Origin of the sequence: Hahella sp. KA22 (assembly GCF_004135205.1) — a bacterium.
In the GTDB taxonomy this organism is placed as follows: Bacteria; Pseudomonadota; Gammaproteobacteria; order Pseudomonadales; family Oleiphilaceae; genus Hahella.
Map to the genome: position 1 here is coordinate 2,429,171 of NZ_CP035490.1, position 19,643 is coordinate 2,448,813.

Sequence of the window (19,643 nt, forward strand, 5' to 3'; positions counted from 1 at the left end):
GGCGGGGCTGTCGGGATGCAGTCTCATGACTGACCGTTCCAATCAATATATGCAGGCTGAGCGCGGCGATCCTTTGGTCGTGCCGGAGTGGTATTCCACCCGTCGCCTGCAGGACCGTTTCCCTGTGCCGCATGCGGAAAAGGCGTTTGTCGCCAGCAAAGACTTCGTGGTTCCGCCTCCGCCAGCGCCTGGCTCTGATCTGTTACAAGAGCATTTCGCCATCAAGAAAACGGCTGACGATATCTGGTTGCTGGCCAGTGAGCCGCCAGGGAAAGTCTGGCCTGCGCTGAAACGCTATTGGGAGTCTATCGGCGGCAGTGTGGCGGAAGTGGATACCGCGGAAGGGCGTATGCAGGTGAGCCTGCCGATGAACTCGCTGAAAGCGTCTGAGTTTGTCGGAAAAATGCAGTTGCAGCCCTATGTCAGGAATGAGCAACTGCAACTGCAAGTGCGAGTGCAGCAAGGTTTGAAAAGACTGAGCTCAGAAGTTCGAGTGACGGTCCAGGGTATGTCATTGGCGGGTCCAACGCCTCAGCAGGAAAGCCTGTTGACGGATATGCGTCAGTATATGAGCGATCAGGGCGAGAGTCTGGGTAGTTACTCACTGGTGGCTCAGAATATTGGCGGCGAGTCTCGTGTATCGTTGGTGGAGAATGCTGATCAGCCCTATCTGCGGGTGGATCTCAATTATGATCGCGCCTGGTTTGCGCTGGGACAGGCGTTGAATGACAGCCGCATTCCCGTGATTGATATCAACCGGAGCGAGGGTGTGTACTTCGTGCGCTTCGTCGAGAAAGAGCATGAGAAAAACACAAGCTGGTGGTCTGGCTGGTTTGGCGGCGAAGAGGAAGAGAAACTGTCCGACAGATTCAACTTCCGTGTTTTGCTGTCTCCGGCAGACGATGGCGTACACATATCCTCCGAACCAACGTCGTCGGGCGTTGGCCGGCAAGAGCAGTTGATCCTGCTGAACAAGATTCTGGATAACATGTCTTAATTCAACTAACTGCGGAGACGCCCTCAATGCAAAAGCTCGAAGAGCTGTATTCTGGAAAAGCCAAGTCGATCTTTAAAACGGATGACGCGGACCTGTTTGTAATGGAGTTCCGTGACGATACTTCCGCTTTCGACGGTGTAAAGAAAGCGAAGCTGAGCCGCAAGGGTGAAGTAAACAATAAATTCAATGCTTTCATTATGAGCAAGCTGGCGGAAGCTGGCGTGCCCGTACATTTTGTTCGCCTGCTTTCTGAGCGTGAGTCCCTGGTTAAGCGTTTGCAGATGATTCCTGTGGAATGCGTTGTGCGTAACGTGGCCGCCGGCAGCCTGTGTCGCCGGCTTGGAATTCGGGAAGGCGTGGAGCTGACTCCTCCAACTTACGAACTGTTCCTGAAGAATGATGAGCTGCATGATCCAATGATTAATGAGCATCATGCGCGGGCTTTCGGTTGGGCGACGGATGAGCAGTTGGAGGAAATGAAAGCGCTGACTTTCAAAGTGAACGAGATTCTGAAGTCTTTGTTCGACGTCGCCGGCATGACTCTGGTGGATTACAAGCTGGAGTTCGGTCTGGTTGACGGCAAGGTCACGCTGGGCGATGAATTCAGCCCTGACGGCTGCCGTATCTGGGACAAGGCTACTGGAGAAAAAATGGACAAGGACCGTTTCCGTCAGGATCTGGGCGACGTCATCGAATATTACGAAGAAGTCGGCCGCAGGTTGGGCGTCCAGTTCTAATCACTCTCCTAATCGGGTCGGCTATCGCCGGCCCTTTTTGTAAATAAAGTTGGTTCAGCAAGCGTTCATAATCAATAATTAAGCTGTGCCCGGGAGCCTTCGCACGACGCCCGGCCTTACGCAGGCTCCTCTCATTACTTTAAGCCCATCTGGTAAAGCAGGGCGGGCTATTCGCCAATGAAATAGAGGAATAATTAATGAAAAGAGCAACGATGACGTTATTGGCGGCGATTGCCTGTAACGGCGCTTATGCTGATACGATTGGGCTGTTCGCCGGCGTAAGCGGCTGGAACGCGGATTTTACCGGCGACGTGCAGTCGGGTTCAGAATCCGTGGATCTGGAAAATGATCTGGGATTGGGCGACGACACATTCATTCAGGGCTATGTGGCGTTTGAGCACTTTGTTCCCGGGCTGCCCAATTTGCGTCTGCAATACACTGAGCTGAGCCAGAACGGCCAAGGCACGTTGACCAAAACATTCGATGGCGTGACCTTTACTGGCGATGTCGACACCGACGTGGATCTGACTCATACCGACCTTATAGCCTATTGGCGTCTTTTAGATAATGTCGTATCACTTGACCTTGGTCTGCAGGCCCGTATTTTTGACGGTGAGATCACTATTAAACAAAAAGGCGCATCTACAAACGAAAGCACCACAGCCATCGACGAAGTCGTGCCGATGCTGTATGGCGCAGTGGGTGTGGACCTTCCTCTTACCGGCTTAAGTGTCGGCGCATCTCTTGCAGGCCTGAAATACAGCGACAACCGTATGCTCGACGTCGCCGCCCGCATCAACTATGAAATTGAGGTGGTGGGCGTTGAGCTTGGTTGGCGTGAAATGCAACTGGAGCTGGACGATGTCAGCGATGTGGACGCTGATGTGGATATCGGCGGACCATATCTCGGAGTAAGCGTTCATTTCTGATGTGACTGCGCCCTGATTGTTTACAGGGCGTTTGAGTTGTTTTTGAGCGCCTGGCGCACTGTTTTTCGCCGGGCGCGCTTCGAGACTGAATTCGTATAGGGGGATGTAAAATGAAAGTATTGGTAACAGGTACGGCCGGCTTTATCGGCTCTCATGTCGCATTGAGGCTGCTGGATCGTGGGGATGAGGTCATCGGTGTCGATAACCTCAATGATTATTATGAAGTTTCCCTGAAAGAAGCCCGTCTCGCACGCTTGACGCCATACAAAGGCTTTACTGATGTACGCCTGGATGTCGCGGATCGCGAGGGCATTGAGGCGCTATTCGCCAAACACAAGCCTGATCGCGTGGTTCACCTTGCCGCTCAGGCCGGCGTTCGTTACTCCATCGAAAACCCGCATGCCTATGTGTCCGCCAACCTGGTGGGGCACATGAATATTCTTGAAGGCTGCCGTCATAACAAGGTTGATCATCTGGTATACGCTTCCAGCAGCTCTGTATACGGCGCTAACGAATCCATGCCTTTCTCCGTGCATGACAATGTGGATCACCCACTGAGCCTGTACGCGGCAACCAAAAAGTCCAATGAGCTGATGTCTCATACTTATAGCTCGCTATATGGAATTCCGACGACTGGTTTGCGCTTCTTTACCGTTTACGGTCCTTGGGGGCGTCCAGATATGGCGTTGTTTATCTTTACGCGCAAGATTATCGCTGGCGAGCCGATCGACGTATTCAACTATGGCAAGCATAAGCGCGACTTCACATATATCGACGATATCGTGGAAGGCATTATCCGTACGCTGGATCATGTTGCGCCGAGTAACCTTGAATGGGACGGCATGCAGCCCGATCCCGGCACGAGCAAAGCGCCGTACCGCATTTACAATATCGGCAGCAACAACCCGGTTGAGCTGTCCCGCTATATAGAAATTCTGGAAGAGTGCCTGGGCAAGAAGGCGGAAAGAAATCTGCTGCCCATGCAGCCTGGCGATGTGCCCGCCACCTATGCGGATGTGCAGGCGCTGATCGACGACGTGGGTTATCGTCCGTCCACGACAGTGGAAGAGGGCGTTAAGAAATTTGTTGAATGGTATCGTGACTATTATCGTGTGTGATAGATGGACGAAATTAATCAGCTTCTTTTAAATAACAAAAAGTGGTCGGAGAAAGTCCGTAAGGCTGACCCCGACTTTTTCCCAACTCTGGAGCGCCAGCAGGCGCCCACTTATATGTGGATCGGCTGTTCTGACAGCCGCGTGCCGGCGAATGAAATCGTCGGCATGCTGCCTGGAGAGGTCTTTGTGCACCGTAACGTCGCCAACGTGGTCGTCAACTCAGATCTCAATTGCCTTTCCTCCATCCAGTTTGCGGTGGAAGTCCTGAAGGTGCGGCACATTATCGTCACCGGCCATTATGGCTGCGGCGGCGTGCGTGCTGCGTTGGGCGCGGATCAGTTTGGCTTGATCGACAACTGGTTGCGGCATATCAAGGATATTTACGCCCAGCATCAGGATGAAGTGGACGCCATCAAAAATATGAATGAGCGGGTTAACCGTATGTGTGAGCTGAATGTAATGCATCAGGTGCGTCACGTTTGCCACACAGGGATCGTTCAGAACGCCTGGGGCAGAGGGCAACCGTTGTCGGTGCATGGATGGTGCTATGGGCTTAGCGACGGGTTGCTCAAAGACCTTCAGGTGACCCAGTCCGGCCCTGAGCAACTGGGTTCCGTGTATACCTATATTGGGAAATAGTAATTTCTGCCTGCTCCCGGCAGAATCCGACACAAATGGTCAAGGTGTAAAATCATGGGACAGCATATCGTAGCCGAGTTCATGCCCCTCAATGTGGCGGTATTGACCGTTTCCGATACTCGCACGCAGGAGACGGATACCTCCGGACAGGCTCTTGTGGACGGCGCGCGGGGAGCGGGACACGAAATTATCGATCGGACGTTGATTCCGGATGACGTCTATCTGATGAGGGCGGTGGTTTCCGCCTGGATTGCGGACCCGCAGGTGCAGGTGGTGTTGATCACTGGCGGTACAGGCTTTACCGGCAGAGACAGTACCCCGGAGGCGATCAAGCCACTGTTCGATAAAGAAGTGGAAGGATTTGGAGAGCTGTTTCGCGCCATTTCCTACCAGGAGATCGGCACCTCCACGGTGCAGTCCAGAGCCATCGCCGGGCTGGCTAATGGCACGGTGGTATTCTGCATGCCGGGCTCTACCAACGCCTGTAAAACCGCCTGGCATAAAATCATCGCCGAACAACTGGATGCGCGACATAAGCCTTGTAACTTTGTTGGCTTGTTGAAACAGCCGGGAAAGTCTGCTGAAGGTATTGAGAAGCCCGGCTGCGGACCTCGCGGATGAGTGCTTCCAATACTCCGGCGCATAGCCGCCACAGTTGTGACGCGCCGTCTTCCGGGCTGCGGCCTGTCTCGGACGCCAAGCGTATTCTGCAGGCGGCTGCGCAGCCTATCGTAGGGGATGAAGTTGTCCCCCTGCTTGAGGCGGCTGGCAGAGTGTTGGCGGAGGATGTGGTATCGACCATTATGGTCCCTCCGGCGGATAACAGCGCTGTGGATGGTTACGCCATTCCCAGAGAGGCCTGCGAGGCGGAACTGGAAATAACGTTGCCAATTTCTCAGCGTATTCCTGCGGGAGAAAGTCCTGCCCCTTTGAAGGCGGGCTCTGCGGCGCGCATTTTTACGGGAGCGGCTATTCCTGAGAACGCAGCCGCTGTCGTCATGCAGGAGCACTGTCGGCTGGAAGGCGAGGCAGTGGTTGTTCCCGCTGGGGTGCGGCAAGGCAATAATCTGCGTCAGGCCGGTCAGGATATCCAGACAGGGCAGATCGTTGTTGGCGCAGGTAAAAAGCTGCTTCCGCAAGACCTGGGTCTGATCGCCTCCGTTGGCGTTGCGCAGGTTAAAGTGCGTCGCAAACTTCGGGTGGCGGTGCTGTCCACGGGGGATGAGTTGGTTGAGCCCGGTGCGACTCTGCCGGCGGGAAAAATTTATAACTCGAACCGTTACACCCTGTGTGGCCTGTTATCTCGCTTTCAGTGCGAGATTATCGATCTTGGTGTAATAGCCGACACCTACGAGGCGACGGAGCAGGCGTTATTGCAGGCGGCTGCGGGTGCGGATTTGATTGTTTCCAGCGGCGGCGTTTCGGTGGGAGAAGAGGATCATGTCAAGGCCGCGGTGGAAGCGAACGGAGAGCTGAATATGTGGCGGTTGGCCATAAAGCCCGGTAAACCCCTTGCTTTTGGACAGGTTGGCGAGACCCCATTTCTTGGTCTTCCCGGTAACCCTGCCGCCGTCTTCGTGACTTTTTGCATACTGGCGCGTCCCTACATTTTGAAGATGCAGGGCGCTGGTGAGAGTGGAGCGTCCGCGGTGGCGCGTCTACCTGCTTTGTTTGATATCCCTAAGCCGGGCGGGCGTGAGGAATATCTGCGCGTGAGAGTCTCTGTGGACGATGAGGGAAGGGCGGGGCTGGAAATGCACCCCAATCAAAGCTCAGGCGTGCTGTCTTCCGCGAGCTGGGCGGATGGCTTTGCCGTAGCGCCAGCGAATACGACGATTCAGCGTGGAGATCTGGTGGAGTATATTTCCTTTATCTCCATGGGGTTGTAAGGACGTTTTTTAGTCGAATTTCATAGAAGGAATCAAATATTTAACGGATGTGCGTAATATGAATAAAAGTGCTTGCTCAGGTCAGGCTTCTTTGTTATCTTACGCCCCCGCTGACAGCAGGACCGTAGCTCAGTTGGTTAGAGCGCCACGTTGACATCGTGGAGGTCACCAGTTCGAATCTGGTCGGTCCTACCAATTCCCTTCTTTGTCAGTGATCTTTTTAGTTTCTTAAGTCATTCAAAAATAGTTTGCCATATTCAGGCCATTGTGGCGTCTGAATGGCTGGTTTGTATTGACTTTTTAGTGATACGATTGCCGAAAACCAGTCACGGAGCGGGGCATGAAGTATCTTCGAACCTTCTATCAGCGCCTTCGGGATTTTCGGCACAAGAAAAAGCTTACCCTTGAGGACATCGCTACCTTTTGTCAGGTGGATGTCACGGTTGTGGCTGGTTGGGAAAATCCCATTGAATCCCAGCGTTGTTACCCTTCTATTGATAACCTGTTTGATCTTTGCGTAAAGACGGGCGTTGCCCTGGATGCGCTGCTGGATTTTGATCAGAACGAGAAAGCCAATTCTCAGTTGGACTTGCCTGGTTTTGAGGTGGGCGAGGATGGAGATTTGGATACGGTCATTGAGCGTCTGACCAAGGTGATGGAAGAGGCGCTGCCTGATTCAACGGAGCGATTGTTACTGAAACGCTTTCGCGCCAGTGATGAAGATAAAAAGCGTTTTATCCTGCAGTTAATGACTAACGGAGAGTGACCCTCTCTAGTTCGCGCCTATTTTCTTTTGCGTTGTCAGTATGTCTTATTCTAGAAAGTGGGGCGCTCCAATAAAAAAGCGCCCTCTTGGGCGCTTTTTTGGTGCATGAAAAAGCTGAAGATTTACATCAGGCCTTTTTTGTACACATTTTCGTAGACGTAGTTAGTAGCTTCGACGAAACCGTCGATGCTGCCGCAGTCAAAGCGACGTCCCTTGAATTTGTACGCCAGCACGCAGCCGTCTTTAGCTTGCTTCAGCAGTGCGTCGGTCACTTGAACTTCGCCGTTCTTACCGGGCTCTGTGTCGCGGATGATGTCGAAAATATCCGGCGTCAGAATATAGCGGCCGATAATGGCGTAGTTAGACGGGGCCTGGTCGACGGGCGGCTTCTCTACCATGTCTGTGACGCGGAACAGGCCTTCTTTCATTGGGTCGCCGGCGATGACGCCATACTTGTGAACTTCGTCGTGTGGAACTTCCTGGATGGCCACAATGCTGCAACGGAATTGGTTGTACAGCTTGGTCATCTGGGCCAGCACGCTGTCCTCGCCTTCTTCCACCATGCAGAGGTCGTCTGCAAGCACGACTGCGAACGGCTCGTCGCCGATCAGAGTCTGTCCGGAAAGAATGGCGTGTCCTAAACCTTTCATTTCATTTTGGCGGGTGAATGAGAATTTATTGTTATTTATCAGGCTGCGAATGCTGGATAGAAGCTCTTCCTTACCGGTTCCCTTGATCTGTTGTTCCAGCTCATAAGAAATATCAAAGTGGTCCGCAATGGCCCGCTTACCCCGGCCGGTAACAAAACCGAAAGAGTTCATGCCGGCGGCGACTGCTTCTTCAACGCCGTACTGAACCAGTGGTTTGCTCACGACAGGCAGCATTTCTTTAGGCATGGCTTTGGTGGCGGGCAGGAATCGGGTTCCATAACCAGCTACCGGAAACAGGCACTTTTTAATCATATATTCTCCTTGAAGTTGTGTAGGGCGTTAGTCTACTTGGATTTAGTTATCTTGCAAATCTCGGTCCACCGTTTCCAAAAACGAAAAAAGGAGGGACTTACCCTCCTATTTTGACATTGATTTCATAACAACTTTATTAACAGTTGTTCAGCCGCACTTGCTGTCGCCACAATTGAGACATGTTTGGCATCCATCCATCAAGATCACGGATTTTTGGCTGCATTTCTTACACATTGTCGCGTTTGCAGGGAAGGCGGAGCCATCTGCATTCGCTTCATTTTTCTGCCGCGCCTCGTACTCTGCGCGTTTCTCGGCGATCATGCGTTTGTGGGCATCGCTCAATTCTTCGGACTCGATAATGCCCAGCGCTTTCATGTGCTTTTCAATGACTGCGCCGATTTCCGCCACCAGAGAGGGGACAAAAACACCACCTTTCTTGTAGTAGCCGCCGCTGGGGTCATGTACGGAGAGCAACTCTTCCAGCAGGAAGGTAATGTCGCCGCCTTTGCGGAACACGGCGGAGATAACCCGCGTCAGTGCGATAACCCACTGAAAGTGTTCCATGGACTTGGAGTTGATGAAGATTTCATACGGACGACGAGTTTCGTGGTCGGTGCCTTCATTCAACAGGATGTCGTTGATGGTGATATAAAACGCATGCTCCGACACCGGGGGTTTGATTTTATACGTCGTGCCGAGAAGGAAATCCGGGCGCTCGATTTTTTCATTCATTTCAACCGGCTGCGGTTGCTCCTGAACCGGTTCGCTCGCCGGCGCAACGTCACTGGGCTTGTGAACTTTGTAGCCGACAATTTTCTTTTCAATTTTAACAGCCATGACTGTATACCCTTGTGTACGGTGGCTTTGCTCAGGCTTTCCCGGGAAAACCTAGCTGCAGGCGCATATTATGCGCCCATTTTTAACATTTTCTATGGAGAAACCCGGCGATTTTACGAAATCGCCAGGACTTCGCCTCAGTATTTTCCGTAAGTGCCTTCTTTCAAGGCGTCGAACAGGTTGGCGGCGGTGTGGGTTTCACCGTCGTACTCAACTTCTTCGTTGCCTTTCAGCTTAATGGTTTGGCCATCTTCGGTGGTGAACTCGTAAAAGGTGTTCTCCAGGTCTTTCTCTTTGACCAGTACGCCTTGGAAGGCTTCCGGGTTGAAGCGGAAGGTGGTGCAGCCTTTCAGGCCTTTTTCGTAGGCGTACATGTAAATGTCCTTGAACTCCCCATATGGGAAGTCGGTAGGGACATTGGCGGTCTTGGAGATGGAGGAGTCCACCCACAGTTGCGCCGCCGCCTGAATATCGACGTGCTGCTTGGGCGTCACATCGTCACTGGTGGTGAAGTACGCAGGCAGTTGCGCTTCGGCGTCTTCTGAGAACGGCATGGCTTTTGGGTTAACCAGGTGGCGATACGCCAGCAGCTCATAGGAGAACACGTCCATTTTCTCTTTGGTCTTCTTGCCTTGGCGAATCACATTACGGGAATAGTGATGGGCGAAGCTGGGCTCAATGCCGTTGCTGGCGTTGTTAGCCAGAGACAGGGAAATTGTGCCGGTAGGAGCAATGGACGTATGGTGCGTGAAGCGCGCGCCTTTTTTGGCCAGCGCGTCGACCAGCTTGGGATCGGCTTCCGCAACGCGCTGCATGTAGCGGCTGTACTTGGCGTGCAGCACTTTACCTTTCAGTTTGTCGCCGGCTTTCAGGCCGTCTTCCGCCATTTCCGGGCGCAGACGCAGCATTTCTTCGGTAACGACAAAAGTGTCTTCCATGATAGGGGCTGGGCCTTTTTCTTTCGCCAGCTCCAAACCTTGGCGCCAGCCTTCCAGCGCCATTTCGCGGCACACTTCTTCAGTGAAGCTGACGGATTCGTCGGAGCCGTAAGGCATGCGCAGCATGGCCAGCGTGGAGCCCAGGCCCAGAATGCCCATGCCGTGGCGGCGCTTATACTGAATTTCGTGACGCTGACCTTCCAGCGGCAGACCGTTGATCTCCACCACGTTGTCCAGCATGCGGGTGAAAATCGCCACGACCTTGCGATACTTGTCGAAGTTGAACTTGGCGTTTTCAGTGAACGGATATTCCACGAACTTGGTCAGGTTCACTGAGCCCAGCAGGCAGCTGCCGTAAGGCGGCAGAGGCTGTTCGCCGCAGGGGTTGGTGGCGCGAATATTCTCGCAGAACCAGTTGTTGTTCATTTCATTGACTTTGTCGATCAGGATGAAGCCTGGCTCGGCGAAGTCATAAGTGGACGTCATGATCGCGTCCCAGATGGAGCGCGCTTTAACTGTGCGGTAAATACGGCAGGCGACGCGACCGCTTTCATCTGTCATGTAGCCGTCTTTTACCGGGAAGTCGCGATACAGATATTGAGTTTCGTCGTTGACGTCAATGTTGTCTTCTTCCGCTTCTTTGCGAGTGATGGGGAAGGAGAAACGCCAATCTTCGTCGTTTTGAACCGCTTTGATGAAGTCTTCAGTGATCAGCAGGGACAGGTTGAACTGACGCAGGCGACCATCTTCGCGCTTGGCGCGAACGAAATCAAAGACGTCCGGGTGATGCACGTCGAAAGTGGCCATCTGCGCGCCGCGGCGTCCGCCGGCGGAGGAGACGGTGAAGCACATCTTGTCGAAGATATCCATGAACGACAATGGGCCGGAAGTGGTGGCGCCGGCGCCGGCTACATAAGCGCCTTTCGGACGCAGTGTGGAGAATTCATAACCAATGCCGCAGCCAGCCTTGAGGGTGAGGCCGGCTTCATGGTTCTTCAGCAGAATGTCGTCCATAGAGTCCATGATGCTGCCAGATACGGTGCAGTTGATCGTGGACGTGGCGGGCTTGTGTTCTTCCGCGCCAGCGTTGGACATGATGCGACCGGCTGGAATGGCTCCGTTTTCCAGCGCCCATACGAAGTCCGCCAGCACCTTCTCGCGTATGCTGTCGGCTTCCACGGAGGACAGCGCCTTGGCGACGCGCTCGTAAGTGCCCAGGATGTCTTTGTCCACTGGGCCTCCTGACTTGGTTTTCAGTTGGTATTTGGTTTCCCAGATATCGACGGAAGCGGGCTGCATATCAATAGGCGCGATAAGCTGCTGGACTTTAGCGTTCATAATATCCCTCAAATCTTCTAACCCCGAACAAGGTTTATTTTAAAACTGCAGTGTTGTTGGTCAGACCGCCAATTCCAGATAGCGCTGCGAGATACGACTGATTCGCAAGGTAAACTTCCTGTGTTGCGTTACAAAAACTGGCGACCACAATATGTTGTGCACCTTACTTGTGCGGCAGGTTGTGAAAAACCTGGTGTCCGATGAAGTTCTGTGTATGTCCGGGCCTTTGCGGCCCTGGAGAGAACGCGCCATTTTACAGGTAGGGACTCCCATCGGAGACTTGACTGTCAGAATGCGTGCTGTTAGCGACTCTGACCCTATATATGGCGATTTCCGCAAAGTATAGCACTATATAATGTGATGTGAAGGCTTGAGAAAAAAATCATTTTAGCGTAGGTAAAGGCCTGTGGAAGGCGTTTATCAGACCTTTGGCCGCCGCATTTCTGGGCTGGCGGCGAATATGACAGCAAGGTTGCATAGTAAAAATGCGTCTATCAGGCGCCCACTATATATAGTGTTGCTATAAAGCTTAAAATTTAACCAAAATGATGCGCGGTGAAGGGGTGTGGGCTGGAAGGAAGTAAGGCCGCGACAGCCTTACTTTCCTATACGGGATTGTCACAAATTCGCTTTAAGCGGAAGCCGGATGGGTGGGGATTTTGGGCGCCACTTTGGCGGCGACGCGAGGCTTTAGTTTGTTCTGGGACAGTAGCCAGGCGATGCAGTCCTTCAGTGTCTCTTCCGCGTCACGAGGTTTGACTCCCAAATCTTTGGCCGACTCGCTGCAATCATAGTACGCATAGCGGCCCACAACTTCGTAGACCAGATCGTAGGTAAATGGCGGTTTGATGTGCAGCAGCTTGCACAGCGTCTCCACCACGCGGGCGAATGTCAGAGTAAGCCCGCGGCCGGTTGGCAGGTGGATCGGTTTGACGCCAGTAAGGCGCTTCAAGGCGACGCCAATTTCTTTGACCTCAATATTCTCTCCGCCCACGACGTAACGCTTGCAGTTTTCCCCTTTGCTTAACGCGGCGACATGAGCGGCGGCGACGTCGCGCACGTCAACCAGATTTAACCCGCCAGGGTAGGTTTGCCCGAAACCGTTCAACCAATCCATCACTAATTGGTTGGAGGGAGTGATGCGATAGTCGTTCGGGCCCAACACGATAGCGGGGCAGATGACCACCAGATGAATGTCGTATTCGCGGGCCAGTTTCTGCGCGGCTCTCTCGCTGCGGGTCTTGGCTACGTAATAGGCGTTCTGCGCGTCGTCATTCCAGTCCTCGCCGCTGCGCAATGCCTGTGGATCATAGGAAAATCCGATGGAGGCCACGGAGCTTGTGTATACCACACGCTTGATGCCGTGCTTGTGCGCGGCCTTGAATACATTTTCTGCGCCTTGCAAGGCCGGCTCGACGATTTCCTCGACGGACTTGGCGATGGTTTTGTACACAGCGGCCATATGAATGATGGCGTCGCAACCTTCGGCGGCGGCTTCCACGGCGGCGGGATCTTTGACGTCTCCGTAGGCGAACTCAGGCTTGAGTCCGTTGAGCCCGCGCAAATCTGAGCTTTTGCGCACAAAGGCGCGTACTTCATGGTTTTGGTCGAGTAGTTGCCTTACCACGTGGGAGCCGATATGTCCGTTTGCTCCGGTTACCAATACTTTCATGATGTCTCCAGCGTGATGGTCTTGTCTTTGTCTGTTGTAATAATCTAATCGGTCATAAGTACTATTAGCATTGGAATGCGGGTAGCTTACCTCCATCGGAGACGCGAGCCCAGACGAAATGCCCCTTGCAGGCGAATTTTTTGCCCTTTCTCGACTATGCTTAGTTCACATTGGTCATAAGTTATCCGGCCGATGGCGGATCAACCCAAAGGATCACTATTTTTCATGAGCGATGTGAACCGGACGCTTGCCCGCTCCATTCCAGAAACTGAAATACACGATGACGCGGATTTACTGACGAGGCTGGAGCAGCGTCTGGGATTTGTGCATGCGCGCCAGCGCCTGGGAATAGAACAGGATCATGCCCAACGGGTATTCGGCGGCGGAGGCATTAACTTTTTCCACCCGGAAAACTGGTACTCCATGCAAACCCTGATGCGCTGGACGTTCAAACTGGCGGGGATGTATGAATGGGGGCGGCGCAACGCCAGAAACATTCAAGTGACTCACAATCCCGTGCGACACAGAAAGATTCCTGCTGCGTTCAAGGGCTTTCGTCTGCTGCATCTTACGGACCTCCATGTGGATATGGATGCGGCGATCACCGCCAGATTGCTGGAGATAACCGGTAGCCTGGAATATGACCTGTGTGTGATCACTGGCGATTATCGGGCGCAGACCTATGGTCCCGAAGAGGGCGCTTTGGAAGGAATGCGGCTCCTGCGTGAACGACTGCGGGGCGAGGCGTACGCCATTTTCGGCAATCACGACAGTATCCGTATGCTGCCGCCTCTGGAGGATATGGGCTATCGCATGTTGATGAACGAGTCTGCGCTGATTGAGAGAGAAGGAGAGAAAATCCAGATCGTGGGCGTGGACGATCCTCACTACTATCGCGTGGACAATCTGCAGATGGCGGCCCAGGGCTTGGATATGTCCCGTTATACCCTGTTGTTGTCACATACGCCGGAAATCTTCAAACAGGCGGCGCATGCGGGCATTGATCTCATGTTGTGTGGTCATACCCACGGCGGCCAGGTGTGTCTGCCAGGTGGAACTGCGATTACTCTCGACTCGGATTGTCCGCGTTTTGTCGGCAGAGGAAACTGGCGTTGGCGCGATATGGACGGCTACACCAGCACTGGCGCCGGCAGCTCGCTATTGCCAGTGCGCTTTAATTGTCCGCCGGAAGTGGTGGTGCATACGTTTTATCCGGGTTAAACCTGTTTTCTGTGGTGAAATAGCGTTGAAACAGCAGTGGGTCATCCAGGTGGCGCCGGCTGGCGAAGGCGACGGCGTGATGTCCCCATTGTCGCATGGCTCCTGCGGAAGGGACGCCCATATTCCAAATCAGATATCGCTCCAGCCGCTCTGTCCCCTCTACTAAACCATCGGGTTGGAACAGGCTACGCCAGGTATCGCCATCGCGCATCAGGCGCAGGGCGTTGTAATCTTGTAATTGATAAGTCGGAGCTCCCTCCTGAATACCCTCGCGGGGACGGTGTTCCAATCCCACGACATAATGCGCGCCTGAGCTTAAACGTATGACGGGCGTTTCGGAGCTAAGTTCGGGCGGAGGCTGTAAGATGATCAGGCGTTCATCGCCTGGTGGCGCGCCAGTAAAGCGAATGTTGGCCTGGACGGGATACCACTTATGATAACAGCCACAAGGATGCACGCTGTCAAAGAAGAGTGGCGCGCCTTGTGAGTCCAGCGTCACTCGCCACATCAGACCATCCAGGGTTCCCCCCAGGATGTCGAAGGGATTGGTTTTGGGGCGGCTGTTAAACCAGAAAACGTAGACCAGTTGCGGTAGCCACTGCCCTTGCCAGTAAGTCTGAGAGACCAGTGTATAGGCGGTGGGCGTTGCATCGGTGGTCCAGCTTTGCCCTTCGCGCACTGGCCGTCCCGGGATATCGAAGTCGCCTCGCGTTTCGACGATCAAGTCAGGGCTGTAATAGGCGAATAAGCGCCGCCATTCCTGCTCAGAAAGAGCAGGTAATCCCATGCTGTCTTTGGGCAATGGGAAACTGACCGGCGATGCGCTGATCTGGGTAGCCGGTATGTAACGTCGCCATGCGCCTTCGGGTTGGTAATCTTGAAACGCCGCAGTCACTTCGTCATTCAAGACGTCAACACGCCAGCTGATCAACGGTTGCAATACGGCGGAGAATCCCAGCCATCGGCGCAGACTGATGTAATCCTCTGGATAACTCAGGGTCTGTAGATGACGCCAGAATGCAGGTTGGTCGACTAGTTTAGCAGCTAGCCGATGCAGACAGCTTTCCAGCGCATCAAGAGAAAACGGTTGAAAAAGGCGCTGATTTTCCATGTTTCTGGCCAGGCGGCCTTTAGCGTAGGCGCGCGCCAGCCAATCACGTCTTTGTTCTGTGTTCAGCGTATTTTTGCTCAGGAGCGACAGAGTGCGGTCCATGCGCAGGTATTCGTAATGGGGAACCGGCCAGTCTTGTCCATCGAATGTATGCTGACGGGAGACCGCCTGCTGAAATTGGCTCCAATCATTGGCGCAGGGAAGGGGGGAGGGCCTCGCTGACGCTTCTGTCGGGTGGTAGCCGACGGAGGCGCAGGCGGACAGGGTCATTAATAAGACCGTTAACGTTAGACGCCTGATGGTGGTAGTCATATCATCCTCGTTACGCATGGATAGAGTTCCGCGGCCTGTTCAGGCAGGGCAGGATGCGCGCCTCGGATAAAGCGGACTGACCCAGTTTTTGTCCTGACCGACTGTTTTCGTAAGCGGCGGCCCGGACTATGATGAATAAACATCTGCCTATACAAGAATAATACTTGCGGAGGGAATCCATGTTGAATTTAGCCACTATTCTTACTGAGAGCGCCAAACGTCATCCTCAAAAGGAAGCGCTGGTGTGCGGAGCCGTTCGTCTGACCTACGCTCAGGTCGAACATATGACGAACCAGGTCGCCAATAATTTGCTGGCGGCGGGCATTCGGTCCGGTGACCGGGTGGCGCTAAGCTGTCCCAATCTCCATTTCTTTCCTATCGCTTACTTCGGCATCGTCAAAGCGGGTGCGGTAGCAGTTCCGTTAAATGTTTTGCTCAGCGAAGATGAAATCGCCTATCACCTGCGCGATTCGCAAGCCAGGGCCTATATCTGTTTCGAAGGCGTTGCCGACCTGCCTTTGGGCCCAAGAGGCGCGGCGGCTTATCACGCTGTCGCCGAGTGCGAGCGCTTTTGGTTGATTTCCAGTGGAGCGGGATTGGTAAAAAGCGACATCCCCGCCCTGTTTGATGAGCTTCTGTCAGGCGATGAGCCGGCGCCGGATATTGTTACTCAGGCGGATGACACCGTAGTGGTCCTATATACCTCCGGCACTACCGGTAAGCCCAAAGGCGCAGAGCTGACTCACGCTAATATTTTTCTGAATGTGGCGCAATTCGCCCGACTCAGCGAAGCGCGCCTTGATGATAACCAGCTGGTGGCGTTGCCGTTGTTTCACACGTTTGGACAGACCGTGCAGATGTGCGGCGGCTTTTACAACAGCAATAAACTGGTGCTGATTCCCCGTTTTGATCCTAAAGCCGTGGTGGACGCTATGGTGAAGGAAGACATTACTGTATTTTGCGGCGTTCCCACCATGTATTGGGCGTTGTTGCACGGCATCGAGCTGGACGAGGCCACGGTAGCGCAGATTCGCGACCGCTTGCGGCTATGCGGGTCGGGCGGGTCTTCGTTGGCCATTGAGATTCTGCGCGGCTTTGAGGCCAAATTTCAGGTGCCGATTCTGGAAGGATATGGTCTCTCCGAAACGTCGCCAGTCGCTTCTTTCAACGTGTTGGATCGTCCCCGTAAGCCGGGCTCGGTGGGCGTGCCCATCTGGGGTGTGGATATCAAGGTCGTCGATGAGAAAGGCGCTGAGGTCGCCCGAGGTGAGCGCGGAGAAATTGTGATCCGTGGGCATAACATAATGAAGGGATATCTGAATCGACCGGAAGCGACGGCGGACGCCATACGCAAGGGCTGGTTTCACTCCGGCGATATTGGGTATATGGATGAAGACGGCTATCTGTTCATCGTGGATCGCCTGAAAGACATGATTATCCGGGGCGGCTATAACGTTTACCCTCGTGAGTTGGAAGAAACTATATTGACGCACCCGGCGGTGTCTCTGGCTGCGGTGGTGGGCGTGCCGGACTCGCAATACGGTGAGGAGATTAAAGCCTTCGTTATATTGAAAGAGGGCGTCAGGGCTGACGGAGAGGAGATCAGGGAGTGGTGCAAAAACAAAATGGCGGCGTATAAATATCCGCGTCTGGTAGAGGTGTGCGATAGCCTGCCAATGACTGCCACCGGCAAAATTTTAAAGAGGGAGCTCAAGACGCTTTAAGAGAGCTGCGAACGCCAATGCCCTTGAGTGCAAACAGGAAAGGGCATAGGCGATTTGTTATAAAAAATTACGAAAAGATGACGGCTTTTTCTTTTTGAGGGCGCTTATTAGGAGGAAAACAGGCAGTAACGACCCTGATATACGACTAAGGCCCCTCAGGCCTAAGGGAAAGAAAATGAAAGCACACATCTTTGCAGCACTGCTTGCGTTAATGATGGTGATGTTCCAAGTATTTCTAATGCAGAACAGCAGCGAAAAAACCGTTACCCAGAAAACCGGCGAGCAAGAAAAAGCGCATGCCGCCATTCAGGAAGTCGCATTCAATTTCACTTGGCAAGAACCGCAACTGCTGAAAGCCGTTGACGAGCAGTGGAACTAGCGCGAAGGAACGCGCTGTCTGAAAATCTAGTTTGCTAGCCGCCCCTCAGCTCCCTAAAATACGAAGAATAAACAAGATTCTTCAGCATAGGGAATGCATGTTCCCCCGAATTCAGCAGGACTAAAGACTATGGCTGGCTCTCGCAACGTAACTCAGCTACTGGCCGATTGGCAGGCCGGTGATTCGCAAGCCCTTAATCATATTATCGAATCTCTGCACGGCGAACTGCGCACCATTGCGGGCCGCTACATGGCGGGCGAGCGTCAGGGGCACATGTTGCAGGCTACCGCGCTGGTGAATGAGGCGTATTTGCATCTTGTGGATGCGGAAGTCGCCTGGAACGATCGTATTCACTTTCTCGCCGTAGCGGCGCAAACCATGCGTCGCATCCTTGTAGACCATGCCCGCGCGCAGAAACGTAAGAAGCGCGGCGGCGACGATATTCAGGTGACGCTACATGAAGCGCAGATTTGCGATGACGGCAGTCAGCCGGACCTGCTTGATCTGGAAGACATTCTGCAAAAACTCTCCAATGTGGATGAGCGCAAGGCGCGCATCGTGGAGATGAGTTTCTTCGGGGGGATGACTCAGGAAGAAATCGCAGAATATCTGCAAGTCTCCCTCTCCACAGTGGAAAGGGATCTGCGTTTCGCCAAAGCCTGGCTGGTGAAAGAGCTTAAAATCTAGCCATGGCGCTCTGTTCAGAGCGCTATCTCTTTCAATTGCTGACTCACGATTTGCCGGTATTGGGGCTTGATATGCCCCACTAGCGAATTGATCAGAATTTCCCGATTATCTGACGTGGATGCGTAACGCTGGATCAGTTTGGGAGCGGCCGGGCCGACATGGGCGGTAAGAGCCGCCGCCAGACGCAGCAGATAGAGATCCGTCAATTCCTCCTTCACTACCGCTTCCTGACTCTCAATGCGCTGATCCTGGCGCGCCCTGTTTTTGGCCCCGGCCTGAGCGATAGGCTGAATAGTGGTGAGCCATTGCAGTACTTTGCCCATGGAGTCGAGGCGCTTTTCCGGCTTTTTGTGCAACATCGCCGTCAATAATCGCTTGAACAGCGGGTACTCCTGAAAAACCGCAAGACTGTAGTCCGGTTCTTCGTGCATGACGGCATGTAATACAGTAGAGGATTTTTCGCCGTCGAACATTTCTCTTCCGGTCAGCATCTCATAAATCAATGTGGCCACGGACCAGACGTCTGTCTGCAGTCCCATGTCGCGGCCTTGCAACTGTTCGGGGGACATATAGCGCAGGGTGCCCATGCGCGCGCCGCCCAAGGTGATATCGACGCCAGACAGCTTGGCGATGCCGAAATCCAGTATTTTGACGATGCCGTCCTCGGAAAGCAGGATATTGGCGGGCTTGATATCCCGGTGAATAATATCGCGCTGGTGAGCCGCCTGTAGTCCGTAGGCGATCTGTTTGGCGATGCGGACTACCTGATCCGGCGCCAGTGCGCCTTTGGTCAGCGCATTTTCCAGCGTTTCGCCGCTATAGTACTGCATGGCGATATACATGCCGCCGTCACTCATGGCGCCCACATCGTGGATGACGCAAACGTTTGGATGATCCAGGCGGGAGATGGCTTTGGCTTCCTGCATCAGGCGAAAACGGACGCGTTCGTCAGTCGCGACTTCAGGCGCCAGGCATTTCAGGGCTACATAGCGTTCAAGTCGCGTATCTTCCGCCTTATACACCCAGCCCATGCCGCCTTCTCCGATCTTACGAATGATCTTGTAGGGCCCGACCATGACGCCGGGGTGCATCTTCGGCAACACCAATGTGGCCTCGGCGGAGGCGATGTCATATTGCTTGGGGAGGATGTCATCGACGTGTTCATCAGCCTGCACCAGTTGCAGGACTTCTTTCTTCAGCTCGTTGTCCTGGCAATGAATATCCAGATAAGCCCGTTGTTCTTCTGTGGATAGGTCCGCGATTGCTTCGAACAGTTCTTGTATTTGATTCCAGCGAGATACATCCATAATGCGCAGTAGCTTATTTGTCTTAGTTGCTGCTGTTCGGACCAGCGCCGGATGTCCAGAACGGCGTGGGTCGGTTTATT

The 19,643-nt window shown here is 53.6% G+C and carries 18 protein-coding genes and 1 tRNA gene; 13 read left to right on the forward strand and 6 right to left on the reverse strand.

Annotated features, from left to right (window positions below):
* Positions 1–25: 25 nt before the first annotated feature.
* The 9 genes from bamC (at position 26) to EUZ85_RS10955 (ending at position 7,075) form a co-directional block, all read left to right on the forward strand.
* Positions 26–997, forward strand: a complete 972-nt coding sequence (gene bamC / locus EUZ85_RS10915; RefSeq protein ID WP_127969322.1) for an outer membrane protein assembly factor BamC — start codon at positions 26–28, stop codon at positions 995–997.
* A 26-nt stretch (positions 998–1,023) separates the two neighbouring features.
* On the forward strand, positions 1,024–1,734 hold the full coding sequence (gene purC, locus EUZ85_RS10920; protein ID WP_127969323.1) for a phosphoribosylaminoimidazolesuccinocarboxamide synthase: 711 nt from the start codon (positions 1,024–1,026) through the stop codon (positions 1,732–1,734).
* Between the two features lie 197 nt (positions 1,735–1,931).
* Positions 1,932–2,663: a TIGR04219 family outer membrane beta-barrel protein gene (locus tag EUZ85_RS10925; protein WP_127969324.1), complete on the forward strand. Its 732-nt coding sequence runs from the start codon at positions 1,932–1,934 to the stop codon at positions 2,661–2,663.
* 110 nt (positions 2,664–2,773) lie between these two features.
* Positions 2,774–3,781, forward strand: a complete 1,008-nt coding sequence (locus tag EUZ85_RS10930; protein WP_127969325.1) for an NAD-dependent epimerase — start codon at positions 2,774–2,776, stop codon at positions 3,779–3,781.
* Between the two features lie 3 nt (positions 3,782–3,784).
* Positions 3,785–4,420: a carbonate dehydratase gene (gene can / locus EUZ85_RS10935; protein WP_127969326.1), complete on the forward strand. Its 636-nt coding sequence runs from the start codon at positions 3,785–3,787 to the stop codon at positions 4,418–4,420.
* 54 nt (positions 4,421–4,474) lie between these two features.
* Positions 4,475–5,041 carry a molybdenum cofactor biosynthesis protein B gene (gene moaB, locus EUZ85_RS10940; RefSeq protein WP_127969327.1) on the forward strand — a complete coding sequence of 189 codons (567 nt, stop codon included), beginning with the start codon at positions 4,475–4,477 and terminating at the stop codon, positions 5,039–5,041.
* Positions 5,038–6,309, forward strand: a complete 1,272-nt coding sequence (glp, locus tag EUZ85_RS10945; RefSeq protein WP_127969328.1) for a gephyrin-like molybdotransferase Glp — start codon at positions 5,038–5,040, stop codon at positions 6,307–6,309. Before moaB ends, glp begins: the two co-directional genes overlap by 4 nt.
* 118 nt (positions 6,310–6,427) lie before the next feature.
* Positions 6,428–6,504: transfer RNA gene (locus EUZ85_RS10950), tRNA-Val, on the forward strand.
* Between the two features lie 145 nt (positions 6,505–6,649).
* Positions 6,650–7,075 carry a helix-turn-helix domain-containing protein gene (locus EUZ85_RS10955; RefSeq protein ID WP_127969329.1) on the forward strand — a complete coding sequence of 142 codons (426 nt, stop codon included), beginning with the start codon at positions 6,650–6,652 and terminating at the stop codon, positions 7,073–7,075.
* Positions 7,076–7,197: 122 nt separating this feature from the next.
* Here EUZ85_RS10955 and galU read toward each other — a convergent pair whose 3' ends face one another.
* The 4 genes from galU to EUZ85_RS10975 form a co-directional block, all read right to left on the reverse strand.
* Positions 7,198–8,037 (reverse strand): UTP--glucose-1-phosphate uridylyltransferase GalU, encoded by an 840-nt coding sequence (galU, locus tag EUZ85_RS10960; RefSeq protein WP_127969330.1) that lies wholly within the window; start codon positions 8,035–8,037, stop codon positions 7,198–7,200.
* A 147-nt stretch (positions 8,038–8,184) separates the two neighbouring features.
* Entirely contained in the window at positions 8,185–8,874 is a 690-nt protein-coding gene (locus EUZ85_RS10965) for an NrdJb (protein WP_127969331.1), read from the reverse strand.
* A 137-nt stretch (positions 8,875–9,011) separates the two neighbouring features.
* Positions 9,012–11,150: an adenosylcobalamin-dependent ribonucleoside-diphosphate reductase gene (locus EUZ85_RS10970; RefSeq protein ID WP_127969332.1), complete on the reverse strand. Its 2,139-nt coding sequence runs from the start codon at positions 11,148–11,150 to the stop codon at positions 9,012–9,014.
* A 631-nt stretch (positions 11,151–11,781) separates the two neighbouring features.
* Positions 11,782–12,822, reverse strand: coding sequence for an NAD-dependent epimerase/dehydratase family protein (locus EUZ85_RS10975; protein WP_127969333.1), 1,041 nt, complete (start codon positions 12,820–12,822; stop codon positions 11,782–11,784).
* Between the two features lie 225 nt (positions 12,823–13,047).
* Between EUZ85_RS10975 and EUZ85_RS10980 the strand changes: the two genes are divergently transcribed.
* Positions 13,048–14,043, forward strand: a complete 996-nt coding sequence (locus EUZ85_RS10980; protein WP_127969334.1) for a metallophosphoesterase — start codon at positions 13,048–13,050, stop codon at positions 14,041–14,043.
* On the opposite strand, the gene EUZ85_RS10985 is transcribed toward EUZ85_RS10980, so the two are convergent.
* Positions 13,997–15,466: a hypothetical protein gene (locus EUZ85_RS10985; RefSeq protein ID WP_127969335.1), complete on the reverse strand. Its 1,470-nt coding sequence runs from the start codon at positions 15,464–15,466 to the stop codon at positions 13,997–13,999. The two genes, EUZ85_RS10980 and EUZ85_RS10985, sit on opposite strands and share 47 nt — an antisense overlap.
* A gap of 179 nt (positions 15,467–15,645) precedes the next feature.
* Between EUZ85_RS10985 and EUZ85_RS10990 the strand changes: the two genes are divergently transcribed.
* From EUZ85_RS10990 to EUZ85_RS11000, 3 genes are all read left to right on the forward strand, one after another.
* On the forward strand, positions 15,646–17,190 hold the full coding sequence (locus tag EUZ85_RS10990; RefSeq protein ID WP_127969336.1) for a long-chain fatty acid--CoA ligase: 1,545 nt from the start codon (positions 15,646–15,648) through the stop codon (positions 17,188–17,190).
* 175 nt (positions 17,191–17,365) lie between these two features.
* Positions 17,366–17,569: a hypothetical protein gene (locus EUZ85_RS10995; protein WP_127969337.1), complete on the forward strand. Its 204-nt coding sequence runs from the start codon at positions 17,366–17,368 to the stop codon at positions 17,567–17,569.
* Between the two features lie 129 nt (positions 17,570–17,698).
* Positions 17,699–18,256, forward strand: coding sequence for a sigma-70 family RNA polymerase sigma factor (locus EUZ85_RS11000; protein ID WP_011398644.1), 558 nt, complete (start codon positions 17,699–17,701; stop codon positions 18,254–18,256).
* 14 nt (positions 18,257–18,270) lie between these two features.
* On the opposite strand, the gene EUZ85_RS11005 is transcribed toward EUZ85_RS11000, so the two are convergent.
* On the reverse strand, positions 18,271–19,563 hold the full coding sequence (locus tag EUZ85_RS11005) for a serine/threonine-protein kinase (RefSeq protein WP_127969338.1): 1,293 nt from the start codon (positions 19,561–19,563) through the stop codon (positions 18,271–18,273).
* Positions 19,564–19,643: the final 80 nt, after the last annotated feature.